This is a genomic window from Mycobacterium scrofulaceum (assembly GCF_002086735.1).
In the GTDB taxonomy this organism is placed as follows: domain Bacteria; phylum Actinomycetota; class Actinomycetes; order Mycobacteriales; family Mycobacteriaceae; genus Mycobacterium; species Mycobacterium scrofulaceum.
The window spans coordinates 56460-71783 of the sequence record NZ_MVIJ01000032.1; the positions used below are offsets into that span (position 1 = coordinate 56460).

General features: G+C 64.6%; 16 protein-coding genes and 1 pseudogene. 4 read left to right on the top strand and 13 right to left on the bottom strand.

Translation table 11 applies throughout. From position 1 onward, the window contains the following. Positions 1-28 precede the first annotated feature (28 nt). The 12 genes from BST44_RS19630 to BST44_RS19685 all read right to left on the bottom strand — a co-directional run bounded on the left by BST44_RS19630 (position 29) and on the right by BST44_RS19685 (position 11789). A complete protein-coding gene (locus BST44_RS19630) occupies positions 29-880 on the bottom strand; it encodes an Rv1363c family protein (RefSeq protein WP_244184876.1) in 852 nt (283 codons plus the stop codon). A 160-nt stretch (positions 881-1040) separates the two neighbouring features. Beyond that, the gene (locus BST44_RS19635) at positions 1041-1508 is read right to left on the bottom strand and encodes an Rv2576c family protein (protein WP_244184877.1); all 468 of its coding nucleotides are present in this window, start codon (positions 1506-1508) and stop codon (positions 1041-1043) included. Beyond that, positions 1495-1848, bottom strand: a complete 354-nt coding sequence (locus tag BST44_RS19640; RefSeq protein WP_083178784.1) for a hypothetical protein — start codon at positions 1846-1848, stop codon at positions 1495-1497. Before BST44_RS19640 ends, BST44_RS19635 begins: the two co-directional genes overlap by 14 nt. A 99-nt stretch (positions 1849-1947) precedes the next feature. Next, positions 1948-2469 carry an Rv2253/PknI dimerization domain-containing protein gene (locus BST44_RS19645; RefSeq protein ID WP_083178765.1) on the bottom strand — a complete coding sequence of 174 codons (522 nt, stop codon included), beginning with the start codon at positions 2467-2469 and terminating at the stop codon, positions 1948-1950. Beyond that, positions 2466-4055, bottom strand: coding sequence for an MCE family protein (locus tag BST44_RS19650; protein ID WP_083178766.1), 1590 nt, complete (start codon positions 4053-4055; stop codon positions 2466-2468). Before BST44_RS19650 ends, BST44_RS19645 begins: the two co-directional genes overlap by 4 nt. Next, a complete protein-coding gene (locus tag BST44_RS19655) occupies positions 4055-5302 on the bottom strand; it encodes an MCE family protein (protein WP_083178767.1) in 1248 nt (415 codons plus the stop codon). The genes BST44_RS19650 and BST44_RS19655 overlap by 1 nt, the downstream gene beginning before the upstream one ends. Continuing rightward, the gene (locus BST44_RS19660; protein ID WP_083178768.1) at positions 5299-6786 is read right to left on the bottom strand and encodes an MCE family protein; all 1488 of its coding nucleotides are present in this window, start codon (positions 6784-6786) and stop codon (positions 5299-5301) included. Before BST44_RS19660 ends, BST44_RS19655 begins: the two co-directional genes overlap by 4 nt. Next, a complete protein-coding gene (locus BST44_RS19665) occupies positions 6786-7865 on the bottom strand; it encodes an MCE family protein (RefSeq protein ID WP_083178785.1) in 1080 nt (359 codons plus the stop codon). The genes BST44_RS19660 and BST44_RS19665 overlap by 1 nt, the downstream gene beginning before the upstream one ends. Then, complete coding sequence (locus BST44_RS19670) at positions 7865-8890, bottom strand: MCE family protein (RefSeq protein WP_083178769.1); 1026 nt, start codon at positions 8888-8890, stop codon at positions 7865-7867. Before BST44_RS19670 ends, BST44_RS19665 begins: the two co-directional genes overlap by 1 nt. Beyond that, positions 8887-10074, bottom strand: coding sequence for an MCE family protein (locus tag BST44_RS19675; RefSeq protein WP_083178770.1), 1188 nt, complete (start codon positions 10072-10074; stop codon positions 8887-8889). The genes BST44_RS19670 and BST44_RS19675 overlap by 4 nt, the downstream gene beginning before the upstream one ends. Positions 10075-10087: 13 nt before the next feature. Beyond that, positions 10088-10933 (bottom strand): MlaE family ABC transporter permease, encoded by an 846-nt coding sequence (locus BST44_RS19680; RefSeq protein WP_083178771.1) that lies wholly within the window; start codon positions 10931-10933, stop codon positions 10088-10090. A 7-nt stretch (positions 10934-10940) separates the two neighbouring features. Then, positions 10941-11789 carry an MlaE family ABC transporter permease gene (locus BST44_RS19685; protein WP_067926164.1) on the bottom strand — a complete coding sequence of 283 codons (849 nt, stop codon included), beginning with the start codon at positions 11787-11789 and terminating at the stop codon, positions 10941-10943. Positions 11790-12027: 238 nt separating this feature from the next. Here BST44_RS19685 and BST44_RS19690 point away from each other — a divergent pair, with 238 nt between their 5' ends. Together BST44_RS19690 and BST44_RS19695 are read left to right on the top strand one after the other, a co-directional pair. Next, a complete protein-coding gene (locus BST44_RS19690; protein ID WP_083178772.1) occupies positions 12028-12834 on the top strand; it encodes an SDR family NAD(P)-dependent oxidoreductase in 807 nt (268 codons plus the stop codon). A 165-nt stretch (positions 12835-12999) separates the two neighbouring features. Then, complete coding sequence (locus BST44_RS19695; protein WP_341865321.1) at positions 13000-13362, top strand: hypothetical protein; 363 nt, start codon at positions 13000-13002, stop codon at positions 13360-13362. Positions 13363-13616: 254 nt separating this feature from the next. Here BST44_RS19695 and BST44_RS19700 read toward each other — a convergent pair whose 3' ends face one another. Then, a complete protein-coding gene (locus BST44_RS19700; protein WP_083178773.1) occupies positions 13617-14054 on the bottom strand; it encodes an SRPBCC family protein in 438 nt (145 codons plus the stop codon). Between the two features lie 217 nt (positions 14055-14271). On the opposite strand from BST44_RS19700, the gene BST44_RS19705 reads away from it, so the two are divergent. Next, positions 14272-15147: an enoyl-CoA hydratase gene (locus tag BST44_RS19705; protein ID WP_083178787.1), complete on the top strand. Its 876-nt coding sequence runs from the start codon at positions 14272-14274 to the stop codon at positions 15145-15147. Beyond that, positions 15119-15324: pseudogene (locus tag BST44_RS19710) on the top strand (hypothetical protein); the annotation flags it as partial. The gene BST44_RS19705 and the pseudogene BST44_RS19710, both read left to right, overlap by 29 nt.

A 15324-nucleotide genomic window follows, 5' to 3' on the forward strand; every position in this document is an offset into this window, starting at 1 on the left:
AGGTCGTGGCTTTCGAGCTGCCCGATCGTCATGGGATGAACTCCATGCTCGACATCTTGATTTTCCCACCGTCGCGGGCCAGTTTGACGCTCAACCGCCAGGAGCGTGGCTGCTCGGGGGCGCCGGCGGTATTGGAGAGCGTGGAGCTGGCGGCAACGGCCACGGCTGCGGTGTCCTCGGTCATGGATTCCAGGCATGCGGCTTGCACGGTCGTCTTGGTCGAGACCTTCGCAGTCTGCGCGGCTTTGACGAACTCCGCGGCCGCGCCGCGGAAGTCATCCCTGAACTGGCCGGTCGAGCTGTCGATGATGCGCTGTACATCGTCTTTGGCGCTGTCGGCGCTGATCGACATCAGGGTGACGACGACTTGTCGTGCGGCGGCTGTGAATTCCGCGGCGCGCTGTTGCTTGTCCAGCAGCTGATCGTGGTGTCGGACCATGACAGCGCTCGCGGCGAGAAGCGCTGCGGTGCAGAGCATCCCGACGGCGGCCACCATTGTGGTTCGTTTCGGTCGGCGGAAGTATGTCTTTCTCTGCCGCCAGCGCGCCTTGCCGCCTTGATCGGGCAGTTCAGTGGCATCGGTGATCGTCGGTTCGGCGACTAGAGTCGCGGAGCAGTCCAGTTCATCAGCTTCGTCAGCGGGAGTTGCTGCCCTATCGTCGGCCGGTGTCTCAGCGGTTTCCGCCGACCGCGTGTCGGTCGCCTCGTTCTGTCGGCGCCGGCGGATGGCCTGGACGCGCGCCCGGGCGGCGGCGGCGAGTGCTTCGGCTTCGGCAGCTTCCGCCTCCGCCGCCTCGATGAGGTGAGCATCGTCGTGCCGCTCCGAGGTGACATCGAGAGAGCTCGCGTCCCGGTTCTCGAACGAATTCGCGGCGGGCATTGCCGTCCCTCTCTCCGTTTCCGCCAGGTGTGAGCGAAGCTGACCCGGCGGTTGGTTGATACCAGCGGCTAATAGAGCACACGGTAAGCCCCGGCGAGGCGGTCGCGGACTGTGGTTCCCGCTCAGTGAGCATTCACCTCGTGTACCTGTGACCGCGGAGTTACCAGTGGCGCACCGAACACAACGCGCCTCTGGCACCGTTGTTGGTGGCCACGACTGTCCCATCCACGGCGAGTTCGCAGTGAAAGTCCGCCGTGGCCGGCGACATCCCGCCGGTGGCGATGACCATGGCCCATTCATCGGGAGCTGCCAACCAGACGTCCCGGATCCACCGTGTGCCTGGACCCACGTCGGCTTCGACCTTGGGGCTGAATTGGTAGGGGTCGTGGCTGTATTCGGCCCAGCCGGGTGGATCGGCGTCCCGGAAGTAGATGGCTGCGTTGACGCGGCGCTGCGCGGTAACGGTGTAGGTGACGTGGTGCAGCACCGGCTCGTCGGCGCGGGCAACCGGCGTCGCGGCTACGACCGTCGCGACGACGATTGTCGCCGCCAGCCCGGCGAGGGACTGCGCGGCGCGCCTGAGCATGTTGTTCGCCACGGTCACCTCGGGTGATTCAGGTGTCGCCACGAACCCACCGGGGTGCACCGTCGACAGACAGGCAGGTGAGGAACAGCCCATCGGGGGCTTGTGCGACCGAGTTCTCGAAGCCCTCGCAGTTGGAGTTCTCATCTTTGATTCCCCACATCGAGGGCGAACGGAAGTACCGGGGTTCATAACGCCGCGGAGATCCGCAGAAGACCAACCTGCCCCACGAGGTGGTGCCGAACACGAAGTGGGTGGTGTCCGGGCACGGCGCGCCCAGCACGACACCTCCGGTGATACCCGGGACGCAGGACGGGTCGTCACATGCGGACGGTCCGGCCCACGCGTGGACGGGTGTGCACGCAACGAGGGCCGTCACCGCCATGGCCGCGGGCAGGATCGCTCGCACCGCAAGAGTTTTCAAACGTGGGGATGCGACAAGACCCGCAGGTTGCCGGGGTATGGACGGTTTCATTCTCGACCCTCACCCCGCCTTGACGAGCTTGAACGGCATGCTGATGAACCATGTCTTACTGCGTCCGCAGGCGCCGCTGACGCCGGTCGTCTCGTCGGCGCCGGTGAGAACGGGCGAGCTTGGATCGACGGCATCTCCGTCGGGGTTGGTGGGGGCGAACCTGAAGACCTGGAATCCCTGAGACGCGGTTCCGTCCGGGCAGGGCTGCCAGTTGTCGACGATGTGCTTGACGAACCAGACACCGCCGGTTTGATAGATCGGTGCTCGCCAGCCCCAGTCACTGACTACCGTGCCGGTGCACTCGGTGGGATAGCTGCAGGTCGTGTTGATGGTCCAGATGCTTCGGATGCTGGCCTCGTTGTGAAAGATTTCGTTGGTCTTGGCCCACTCCCCGTTCGATGTCGCGGTGTAGGTGCCGTTCAGGCCCCAGTCGCCGGCCGCGTCGCCAGGTGGCGCAGTGCTCAGCGACGCGATCACGACGGCGCCGATGAGGGCCGCGGTCTGGAGACCTGGGCGCGTGCGCTTGCTCATGTGGGGAAGAGGTCTTTCCAGGACCGCGTACCGGCGTGGGGGACCAGGTCCGATTGCCGATACACGGTGCCGTCGGGGGCGGCGTACCGGCCGGTTCGGGGGTCATAAGTTGCGACGGCAACCGATGGGCCGGCCCGCTCGGGTGTGTAGGCACTCGGCGCGGCAGCCGGGGGCGGCCCCTCGGAACCGTCAGGTGGCGGCGCTGGGGCCGGGGCGGGCAGCGGCGAATCCGGCAGGGGCGCGGGCGCGGGGCCGGCCGCTGGCGGCAGCGGTCCCGGCGGCGGGGTGCCCTCGAGTGGTCCGAAGATTTGGTCTCCGAAGCTGACGCGGTCATCGGGCGGAACGCCCTGCGCGACGAGGTTCGGATCGATGGGGTAGGGACCCAGGACGTGTTGGCGGATTGCCAACGGCTCGAAAGGTTTGTCGCTGTTGCAGATTTCGACCGTGGGCGCGCGCTTGCCGGGATGGCCCATGCACGGGTAGTTCCGGGCGCCGCGCACCCCAATGGGTGAATCCTGCGGCAGTTTGCAGTACAGGCCGTCGGGAGTGTCGATCACCGTGGTGTCCTCCGGTGACCGCCACGACGACGGCGGCAAGAACCCTACCGTGCAGGCCGGCGGGTCGCCGATGGTAAGGGTGAAGTCGCCCAGCGAGAATCCGGTGGGATTGTTCTTGGGGGCGCCGTAGGACTGAGTGGAGGCGATGGTGGGCGGCAGCAACACCAGCAGCTGCTCGAGGGAGGGGTGATAGGTGACACCGACCTGGCCCAGCGTGGTGAGGTTCGCCAGGAGCATCGGCAGCGTCGGCTTGACCTGGTTGAACAGGCGTGACGCCTCATCGGCGGCCCCTGGTGCCGCGCGCAGCAGCGTCCGCGTCTGGTGGTCGTCGGCGACAAGTTGTTGGCTGATGCCGGCGAGGCTGCGTGCCCACGTGCGGATGGCGTCGCCGGACTGCGCCTGGCCGTCGAGCAGGGGCCGGCTGTCGTCGATGAGGGTGCGTGACCGCTCGGCGTTGGCGTTGGCGTCGCCGATGAGTTGTGACGAGGAGTCCAGCAGCGACCCGACGTCGTACCCGGACCCGTTGAAGGCCTTGAACGTTTCGTTGAGCAGGCCGCTGATCTTGGTCTTGGGGACGCTGTCGATCAGTGTGCTGACTTGATCCAACATCGGTCCGACGGCCTGTGGGATCGAGGTGTGTGCCGCGGGAATGATCGAGCCGTCGTGTAGGTAAGGTCCTGCCGCCGTCGCCGGCTGCAGGTCCACATATTGCTCTCCGACCGCCGATACGCTGAGCACTTCTGCGCGCAGATCCGCCGGGATTTCTGGGCTGGTGTTCAACGACAGTGTGGCCACGGCGCCGGCGCGGGTGGGCCGGACGTCGGTGACTTTTCCGACCTCCACTCCTCGATAGGTCACGTTGGAAAACCGGTAGAGTCCGCCGGTGCCCGGCAATTCCAGCGTGACGCGCATGCGGCCGACGCCCAGCAGGGTGGGCACTTGCAGGTACTCGACGATCATCACGGTCATCCCGATGACCGACGCGATGGTGAAGATGGTCAGCTGAATTCGGACGAAGCGCGTCAACATCAGCGGTCCCCCACATCCTGTGGCACGAAGTCGGTGGGCGCCGGGATCGGTGGCTGGCTGAGCTGTTGGGTGGTCAGCGGGGCGCCGGCTGGCGTCGGCGGACCGGCCATGGGCGGCGTGGCCACCGCGTTGGGCGGGGCCGTGATGGGGGCGTTGAGCGGATCCTTGGTGAAGGTGGCATACCAGGGGTCTCCCGGGGCGGGCACCAGCGTGGCTCCTTCCTGCCCCCATCGTGTGCCCAGCAGCAGTCCCCTCTTCAGCCGCGGGATGGTGAAGTCGAAGGTGATGAACTCGTTCAAGTAGTCGCCCCGGATCGCGCGGTCGATGAAGTTCTGCGGGTAGGGGTAGGCCGGCGCGAAGGCCAGGACGGTGTCGAGGCTCGGGCCGACGTCGGCGAGTGCGCGCACCGTCGGCTCCAGGTTTTTCAGGTTGGCGACCAGATCGGCATGCGTGGCATTGATCAATCCGGTGGCGGTGTTGCTGAACACCCGGAATTTTTCCAGCGCGGTTGTGATCCTGGGCCGCTCTTTGATCAGAACGTCCAGTGCGGGCGGAATCCGTTGCAGTGCTTGGGTTATGACGCCGCTTTGTCCGGCCAGGGTGCCGGCTAGGGCGTTCAATGCCGTGATGGATGCGTTGATGTTGTCACGCTGGGAATCCAAAACACCGACGAAGTCGTTCAGATGCGTCAGCAGATCGCGGATCTTGTCCTCGCGCCCGCCCAGTGCCGCGTTGAACTCGTTGATGAGGCCGCCGACCTTGCCCAGTCCCCCACCGTTGACGACAACTGACAGCGAAGACAGGGTCTGCTCGGTGGATGGATAGGTCGAGGAGCGTTGCAGACCGATGGTCGCCCCGGGTGCGAGCCTGCCGGCCGCGGGCACGCCCGGTGGGGGGTTCAGTTCCAGGTGCATCGAGCCCAGCAGACTTGTCTGGCCGATCCTGGCGATAGCGTTGGCCGGCACCACGGTGTCGGGACGCACCGAGATATCCACGTCGGCGTGCCAGTCGCGCAGCGTCATCTTGCCCACGCTGCCAACGACGACGTCGTTGATCATGACCGGCGAATTGGATTCCAGCGTGCCGACGTTAGCGATTTGGACGTGGTAGGTCACCGCGTCCTGGCCGCGCCCGACAGTGCCGGGCAGAGGCAGTGAATTGAGGCCATCGAAGGCGCATCCGGTCGCCGTCAACACCACCCATGACGCGATCGCCGCCAGACGACGCGTTGATCGCGATCCCGTCATGGTGTGCCCCCGGCGGGCTGCGGTGCGGCCGGCAGCGGTGGTTGCGGACCAGCCGGCAGCAGCATGTCCTGCAGGTTGGCCGGTCCGGGGGCCACTGGGGCTGGCCGGGGCACTCCCGGTGGGATGGGCGCACGGGGGAACAACGCCGGCGACGGGTCCGCGGGTAATCCGTTGGGGGCGTAGATTCCCGGGGGACCCGGAGGCAATTCCCATCCCGGAGGGGGTGGTATGTCGCCCGCGCCGGTGTACGCCGACACCGCGGGTGGATCGGTCGGGATGGGGGGGACTCCGCCCGGCCCGCCGGGCATCAGGTTCGGATCCGAGTAGACGAGGTTGTCCGGGCTCGGCGATTTGGCGAGATAGGCGTTGAACGGGATCGGCAGGTAGTTGAAGTTGATCAAACGCAGTGCGGGGCCCAGGTATTGGGCGCACAGCTTCGCCGTTTCGGTCGCGGTGGCATTCTTGACCGCGCCGATCGCCGAGCACACCAGTGCCACCGGATTGGCGAAGTTCGACATGGCGAAGGCTCCCCGTGCCGTTCCGGAGTCCGGACTATAGATGTTGTACCCGTTGGCGATTGCGTTGGGCGCCACGTGCAGAAGATTTTCCACCGCCATGCGGTTGTCGGCGAGGTTTTTCGTCACGTTGGCGAGCCGTTGAATCTGTTCTGCGGCCTGGTCTCTGCTTCCGGCGATGAATCGGCGTACCTCGCCGACCGCCGAGGATAGATTGGTCAGCGCGGCGTCGAGGTCTGACCGGCTACCGTCCACGACGCTGCTCACCGTTGCGAGGCGGTCCTGGAATTCGACGATCTGGACGTTGCTGTCGCGCAGGGCGGTAACGAAGGTCTGGAGATTTTTGATGATGTCGACGATGTTGCCGCTACCGCCGGCGAGGATGCGCCCAACCTGAGACAGCTCGGTGATCGTCCGCCGAAGCTTGTCGCCGTTGCCGGCCATGGCATTGGCCGCGCTGTCGATAAAGTGCCCGAGCGAGCTGGTGGAAAGGCCGCTTGCGGGACCTAATTCGGTGGCCAGCCGCATCAGTTGCGTTTTGACCTGATCCCACTCGACGGGCACCGCGGTTCGCTCCACGCCGATCACCGCGCCATCGGCCATCGTCGGACCGCCGGTTCCCGCGGCTTCGTAAGCCGGGGTCAGCTGCACATACCGTGCCGCCACCAGGTTCTGTGCCACGATCACGGCCTTGGCGTCGGCCGGGATCGGCACATCACGGTCGACGGCCAGTGTCATCTTAGCCTGGGTCCCTTGGGGTTCGATGGACTTGATGGTGCCCACCTTGACCCCCACCACGCGCACCTCGTCGCCGGGGTAGATGGCGGTCGCGGAACGGAAATATGCGGTAATCACCTTGGGCCCGAAGACTTCGGCATGTACCACGAAAGCCGTGCCCGCAGCGACAAGTCCCACCAATGTCACCAGCAGCGCCCTGGTGTACCACGCCTTGTTCGCCCCGGTTGCCATCATCGTCCTCCGGGAATGCCGTTGTGCGGCCAGGGGAATTCCGCGCGCGGGCCGGCGTTGTCGGGCGGTTGACCCGCGTTGACGCCCCGCCGGAATCCGAACGCGTAGTCCAGGAACGGTTGCAGGGCCTGCGCCGGGATCAGATTGCCGACGAATGCGTTGTAATAGAAGCCGTTGTTGACCGATTCGCCCTGGGTTACTTGGTATTTGGCTAGACCTACGATCGCCTTGGCGATGTTGTCGCGGTTTTTCTCCAGCATCGCGGTGACCGAGTTGAGTTTGGTCAGCGTGGGCGCCAGTTCTTTCTCGTTGTCTGCCACCATGCCGGAGAGTTGCTGGGCCAGCGCCGAGGTGTTGGCCAGCAGGTTGACGATCGCGTAGCGACGCTGGTTCAGAACTCCGAGCAGGTCGTTGGCATTGAGCAACATGGTGTTGACCTGCTGGCTGCGTTCCGACAGGATGCCGGTGACGTCGGCTGCGCTTTTGAGCAGATGGGCCAGCGATTCATTCCTGCTGTTCAGCGATTGCGACAGTCTGCTCAGGCCGTCGAACGTGGGCCCCAGTCGTGGTGTGATCCGCTCGATCGTCTCGGCCAAGGTGTCCAGGGATGCGTTGAGCGCGCCGGTGTCGGTGGCGGCGGTGTTGGCGGTGAAGTCGCTGACGGCGTCGGTCAGGGAGTATGGCGAGGACGTCCGATGTACCGGGATGACATCGGAGGCGTGCATGCTGCCGGTGCCTGCGGGCTCCAAGGCCAGCATCCGCGCACCCAGCAGGGTGCTCGTCCTGATGTGGGCCGTGGTGCTCGATCCCAGGTGCACCTTGGCGTCGAGGCTAAACGTCACCAATGCTTTGCCATGGCTGAGCGTGACGTCGGAGACCGTTCCCATTTTCACGCCCGACACTCGGACGTCGTTGCCTGCAGTTAGGCCTCCGGCCTCGGTGAACAGCGCCTGGTACCGAATGGAGGTGGCCATCGACAACAGCTGTTGGGGGTGCAGGCCGATGATGATGACTAGCGTGACCAGCACGAACGCGATGAATCCGGCCCGGATGAGTTGTGCGCCGCGATATTTCAGCATCAGGGTTCCCCGCATCGTCCGGTGTTTTGGGTGATCCACGGGAAGACGGCCGTGCGGCCCTGAAGGTCGGTGACGCGAATGGAGATGCCGCACAGGTACTGGTTGATGAAGCTTCCGTAGGCGCCCAACCGCACGAGTTTGCGGTAGTTTTCGGGGGCTTTCTGCAGCGCGAGGTCCAGCCGCGACTTGTCATTGTCGAGCAACGGAGCCAGCCGATTGAGTTGGTCGACGGTACCGGCCAGCGGCGGACGGGCCTGGGTAAGCAGGTCGGCCAGTGATGCGGTTCCCTTGTCGAGCGCGGTGATGGCGTCTCCGATCGGATCACGGTCAGCCGACAAGTCGGTGATGAGCCGCTCGAGGCGCCCGACCGTCGTCGAGAATTTGCTGCCGTCCTTGGCCACCGTGGCGACCACCTCGTTGAGATTGTCGATCAATTGCTGCACCACTTGCCCGTTGTCGGCCAAGGCATTGGAGAACGATGAGGTCTTGGCGAACAACGACTCCACATCGCCGCTGCTGCCTTGCAGAATCTGGATCAACGAATTGGTCAGCGCATTCACCGATTGGGGGTTGAGCCCCTGAATCACCGGTTTGAGCCCGCCCAACAACAAATCGAGATCCAGCGCCGGCTCGGTGCGGCTTATCGGAATCCGCGATCCGGGCGGCTGAATCCCGGCAGAACCGGGCGCGTCGAGCAGGTCAAGGTAGCGATCCCCGACCAGGTTGAGGTAACGCACCGCGATTCGCGTGCTGGTAGTGAGCCTGACCTCGCGGTTCGCGTCGAAACTCACCAGCACGGTGTTATTCGATTGCAGCGCAACATCGTTGACTGTGCCGACCCGGATCCCGGCGGCACGTACCGAATCGCCGGCCTTCAGGCTGGAGGCATCGCTCAACACCGCGGAATAGCCATATGTCGAACCTGTGCGGTACTGGCCGAGGATGGCGAACAGGGCAGCCGTCAGCACAATGGTCACCACCGCGAACACCCCAAACTTGACGGTCGTCCCAACCGAGCCCGTCATCCCGGCATCCCGATCTGTGGGGTGTTGCGCGGCGGCCCGTCGATCGGACCGAACAGCCATTGCTTGAGGCGATTGGAGTTCAACAGGATTCCCTGGTTTCCGTACTGCGCCTGGTTGGCATCAATGTCGGTGACCAGGTAGGGCGGGCGGTGCCCGAAGCCCACGTCTGGTAGCCCCATGCATTGCGGACCGCCCGTCGCCGCGACCTTGGGGAGGTTCTGCGGGTACCGGTAACGTTCGGTGCCCAGCAGAAACGAATCCAGCAACAGGACACCCGGTACGGGCAGGGGCGGACCGGTGGCCAGCGGCTTGAGGCCACCCAGGGCGCAGGTGATGGCCTGGTTGTATTTGTTGGTCAGGTTCGTGGTGGGGACCAGCAGATGAAGGACGGCAGTGAACGCCTGCGCGTTGCCGGCCAGGACGTCGTTTCCGATGTCGGCCAGCGCAATCGCGCTGATGAGTGCGGTGTCCAGATCACGCTGCCGGTCGACCACGGTGTCACTCAGCCGGGTCGCGTTCTGGATTGTCTTGACCAGGTCGGGGGCCACGTCCGCGTAGGCGTTGAGCACCTGTGGGGCCACGGAGAGTTCGTGGCTCAGGGAGGTCAGGCTCGGGTCGATCTTGGTCAACAGGGTGTCCAGATCGGCCAGGGTGTGGCCGAGTTTGTCACCGCGACCGCTGAACGCTTGCGCGAGGGCGCCAAGGGTCTCGTTGAGCTTTGCGGGTTCGATCTGCGACAACACCGACACCAATTGCTCGAATACGGTGTCGATTTCGACGGTGACATGCTCGGAGTCAAGGATCTGGCCAGCCTTCAGCGACTGGGGGGAGGGATCGGGCGGTGGGATGAGTTGCACGAATTTCGACCCGAAGACGGTCGTGGACTCGATGTCGACGCCGGTATTGGCGGGAATCAGGTGCAGCCAGGAGGGATTGATCGCCAGGTGAATCGCCGCCCGGCCGTCGGGCAGGTTGTCGATCGAGGAGACCTTGCCCACCTGTGCACCATGCAGCTTCACCTTGGCGTCGGGGTTCATCACCAGTCCCGCCCGGGGCGACAGCACCGTGACCGGTACCGATTCGATGGCACCGCCTTCAAACAACACGACGGTGGCAGCGACGATCGCGCCTATCACCCCGACGGTGGCCAGACCTAGCAAGGGGCGGACTGCGTTGTTCCACATCAGCTTTCTTCCCCTAGCCCGACAAGTTGAAATTGCCGTTGGCGCCGTATATGGCCAGCGAAACCAGCAGGGTGACGGACACGATGATGATCAGGGAAGTGCGCACCGCAGTGCCCACTGCGACCCCGACACCCGAGGGTCCCCCGCTGGCGAAGTAGCCGTAGTAGGTGTGGGTGAACAGGATGGCCAAGGCCATCAGGATCGCCTGCAGAAATGACCACAAGAGGTCGGTCGGGTTCAGAAAGGTCGAGAAGTAGTGACCGTAGAGACCACCGGATTGCCCCAACACGACCACGGTGGTGAATTGGCTAGCCACAAACGACAAGATGACCGCGATCGAGTACAGCGGCGTGATCGCCAACATCCCGGCGACGATCCGTGTGCTCACTAGGTAGGAAACGGGCCGGATCCCCATACTTTCGAGCGCATCGATTTCCTCATTGATGCGCATGGCGCCCAGTTGGGCGGTCACGCCGGCGCCGAAGGTGGCCGCCAAGCCGATGCCAGCGACAATCGGCGCCGAGATACGGACGTTGATGAACGCGGCCAAAAAGCCGGTCAACGCCTCGATGCCAATGTTGCCCAGCGAGCTGTATCCCTGGATAGCCAGCGTCCCACCCGTCGCCAAGGTGAGGAACCCGACGATGACCACTGTCCCGCCGATCATCGCCAAGGTGCCAGCGCCCATGCTGATTTCGGCGATCAAGCGGATGATTTCTCGCCGGTAGCGGGTGGCCGCAAACGGGGCCCCGGCGATCGCTTTCCCGTAGAACGCGACGTGGTCACCGATGCCGGTCAACGCCGTGATCGGTCTGTTGATTTCTCGGGCCAGGCCCGGATATGCCGCTCGCAGCGTCACCGTCTGCCTACTTCGCCGTCATCTGGATACCGATAGCCGTCACCACGACGTTGATGACAAACAGCGACATGAACGCGTATACCACCGTCTCGTTGACGGCGTTGCCCACAGCTTTGGCGCCGCCACCGGTGATCGTCAGCCCGCGGTAGCAGGCCACCAGGCCGGCGATGAGACCGAACAGCAGCGCTTTGACCGAGGAAATGATCAATTCTGGCACCCCGGTCAGCAGCGTGATGCCCGCTGCGAATGCACCCGGGTTGACGTCCTGGACGAACACCGAGAACGTGTAGCCACCCAGGATGCCGATGATGCAGACGACGCTGTTGAGCAGCAGTGCCACCAGTCCCGATGCCAGCATGCGCGGGGTAACCAGTCGTTGAACGGGATTGATTCCCAACACTTCCAACGCGTCGATCTCTTCGCGGATGGTGCGCGAACCCAGATCGGCGCACATCGCCGTGGCGCCGGCGCCGGCCACGATCAGCACCGTGACCAGGGGGCCGACCTGGGTGACCGCGCCGAAGGCCGCACCCGCCCCCGAAAGGTCGGCCGCACCCAGCTCGCGCAGCAGGATATTGAGCGTGAAGCTGACCAGCACGGTAAACGGAATGGCTACCAGCAGCGTGGGCATCAGCGAGACGCGCGCGACAAACCACGACTGGTCCAGGAATTCTCGTCCCTGAAATGGCCTGCGGACAGCGAACTTCGCCGCATCGGCCGCCATCGCGGCCAGCCCCCCGATAGCCTGCATGGGCCCGGCCAGCTTGGCGCCAAACGACGAAAGCCCCGGCGACCAGCGGTCGGGCGCCTTCGTGATCACCGGCTGTGGCTCCTTCACCTCATCGACAGCAGACATCGCAGCTCGGGTCACGCCCTGCACCACATCGGTCCGAGCTGCGTCGAGCAGAACCCTCCCAGTCGGGTGAGACGTGGACCACACGATGTCCCGCTTACCGGGACGCCTATCCATCGCTGCGGATCCCCGCGCGAGGGCACCCGAACCGGGTCCATACCGGGCCGTTCGCGCCGAGGAGAGGACCACCCACCGGGACACGCGGCTGACATTGTCGATTCCGCGGAGCACCATCCCCGTTGTGAACAGTCCTCAGAGATATGCGAATCGCCGCGTCTTGATCAGCGGGGGTGGCTCGGGCATCGGACAGGCAACTGTGCTGCGCGTGCTCGAGGAAGGCGGACGAGTCGTGGCCGCCGACATCAGCGAGTCCGGGTTGAAGGACACGGTGGCGAAGGCCGACACGTATGCGGACCGACTCGCCACGGTGACGTTGGACGTCGGGGACGAGCAGTCCGTCCGCGACGGTGTCGGCCGGGCGCTCGCAGCGCTGGGAGGTCTCGACACGTTGGTCAACGCGGCGGGCATTCTGCGCTCGGCCCATTTCCTGGACACCACCGCGGCCGATTTTGAGCAGGTGCTCCGGATCAACCTGGTCGGCACCTTCCTGATGACCCGCGAGGCGATCCCGGCCCTACGCCAGGGCGTCGGTCCAGCGGTGGTCAACTTCAGCTCCACCTCGGCGGCCTTCGCTCACCCCTATATGTCGGCCTACGCCGCATCCAAGGGCGGAATTCAGGCGATGACACATGCGTTGGCCATGGAGTTCAGCAGAGAGGGAATCCGGTTCAACTCGGTGCAGCCGGGTTCGATCTCCTCCGGAATGACCGATGGCACAGGAGAATCGAAGCAGAGCATCGGCCCGGGCCTACCCGCTGACGTCGACTTTTCCCTGTTCGGCAAGGTTCAGCCCGTGCTTCCACTGGCCGACGGCGCGATCTTCGCCAGACCGGACGCCGTAGCCGCCGTGGTGGCCATGCTGGGCTGCCCCGACGCCTATTTCATCACCGGCACCGAAGTCCGTGTCGACGGCGGCTCGCATATGTGAGCCGAACCCGGCGGCCCCGCCATGAGCAGTCCGCCATTGCGGTGGGTAACGGCATGTTGTCTGATCCTCGGCCCCAAGCAGAATGGAACGAACTTGAAGGCGCTCATACTGGGCCTCTGCCTGGCGCCGGCGGCCTTAGGGCTCGCGCCCGTGGCCCACGCGGAGATGCGAACCGGCAATTACCAGCTTTTGATCACCGGCAGGTATGACTTCCATACCTGGATCTGGGCGATTTCGTCGTGCAGCGGTGACTGTGTCCGCGTGAGCGCGATACCCCAACCGGTAGCAAGGGCATTCGAGTACAACGGCAGCGCTCGGCTCGCCGATGGCCGCTATACCTTGAGTGTCGACGTTCCCGACGGTCTGCGCTGTGGTGACATCTACTACGGCCCCGTCATACCCACCCACGACGTCTACGCATGGGATGCGTCCACCCTTGCTGGCTCTTTGGACTCCTCGTTCTCCTCCGGCTGCAACGGGTCGCCGGCGGGAACCTACACGTACCCGTTCACCCTGGTGCGCATGTAGATCGTGCAGCCTAACGCCCGTCGCCCGCGCGGCGAGCGGCTGACATCAACGACTTTCGCTCACCGGTCCGCCCGTGCGGGTAGCGGTGATCGGCGATGCGAAGACGACGGCCTAATTCTGTCCGCCCGTGGGGCACCAAACCCAGCGTGTCATCGGGCTGCGTGCAACGACCAAGGAGGCTGGCCGTAACTGGCTTTGGGCCATCTTGATCCTGTAGCCGAGACCGGTTGCAATTCATGATCACCGGCACGGTGTTACGTCGGTTGCGATTCGGCCCCCCGGGCTAGAGCGGTCACCATTGTGGGCATGCTCGCGCGCAGCATCAGCCAGATCAGCGGCCCCGTGAGCGGGACGCGTGGACGAAACGTCGCCTTCCACACGATGCGAGATCCGCTAGGGGTCGTGGATATGTGAACATCGGCGCGGTGATCGGTGACGGGGATTCCCGACAGGATGGTATAGGCGTGGTGGTACGGCCGATCGGCAACGAGGATCTTCTCCCGCATGGTCAAGCCGCTCACCGTGATTCGGCGGATAGCCCCTATCCGGGAGCCGGCCGTTCCTGGGTACTCCCAGTCGGCGGCCCGTACACCGTCTAACCACTGCGGCCATCGCGCGACGTCAGTGAGCAGGTCATAAACGATTTGCGCTGACGCGGCGGATGTCCGCTCGAAGCGGCAGGAGTAGCGCATCGCGTTGACCCTACGGGATCAGGGTGCTTGTACCGGTTCGGTTTCCCGACAGTCGGGATGCTCCGAGTGACGTGGCGGTGCCGCACTGATTGCTGGGGTGCATCCCACCAGCTGTGAGCGAGATGACTCCCGGTGTATGGACACCGACTACCTGTCTGCGGGTCGACTGCGCTGATGATGGTCCGAACCGGAATGCGTGATGACGGAAGGCATCAACATGGACACGCCAGATGTAGACGAGGTGGTCACCTATGAAGTGACTTCCGGGGTCGCTGTGGTCACCATGAACCGTCCGCGCTACCGCAATGCGCAGAACTCGGCGATGACCTACGCCCTGGATGCCGCGTTCAGCCGCGCAGTCAACGATGACGACATCAAGGTGATCGTGCTGGCCGGGGCCGGCGAGCACTTCAGCGCCGGCCACGATATCGGTACCCCCGAACGTGACCACAATGTGCGCTACGAGAATCGGGCGGTGTTGTGGTGGGACCACGTTGACAAGCCAGCCGGCGACCAACGTTTTGCGCGGGAGGCGGAGGTTTACCTCGGGATGTGCCGACGGTGGCGCGAGATCCCCAAACCCACTATTGCGATGGTGCAAGGCGCGTGTGTGGCCGGTGGACTGATGCTGGCCTGGGCCTGCGACCTGATCGTTGCCGCCGATGATGCCTTCTTCAGTGATCCCGTTGTCCGCATGGGCATTCCGGGCGTCGAGTACTTCGCACATCCCTGGGTGCTCGGGCCCAGGTTTGCCAAGGAGATCCTGTACACAGGCGAGAGGTTCAGCGCACAGCGCGCCTACGAAATCGGTATGGTCAATCGAGTCGTCCCCCGGCCGCGACTGCGAGACCAAACCTTCAGCCTTGCAACGCGTATTGCGGCGATGCCCCAATTCGGGCTCGCCCTGGCCAAGCGAGCCGTCAACCAATGCGAAGACCACATGGGATTACGCAACGGCATGGAGGCTGTCTTCGGTCTTCACCACTTCGCACATGCCCATAACGCCGAGATCGGGACCGGCCCACTCGGCGGGATGGACGCCAAGGCAATGACTTCGCCTGCCCATGGTGAGGAAACCAGTTCTCGTGCTTAGCAGGGAATTACGCCGCCAGTTGGCTGTCCAGCTGGCGCAGGCTGAGCGGAGCCGCGAGCCGATCGCGCCGCTGACCGCCGCCCATCCGGACATCGACGTGGTCGACGCGTATGAGATTCAGCTGATCAACATCCGTCAGCGGGTCGCCGAGGGGGCGCGGGTGCTGGGGCACAAGGT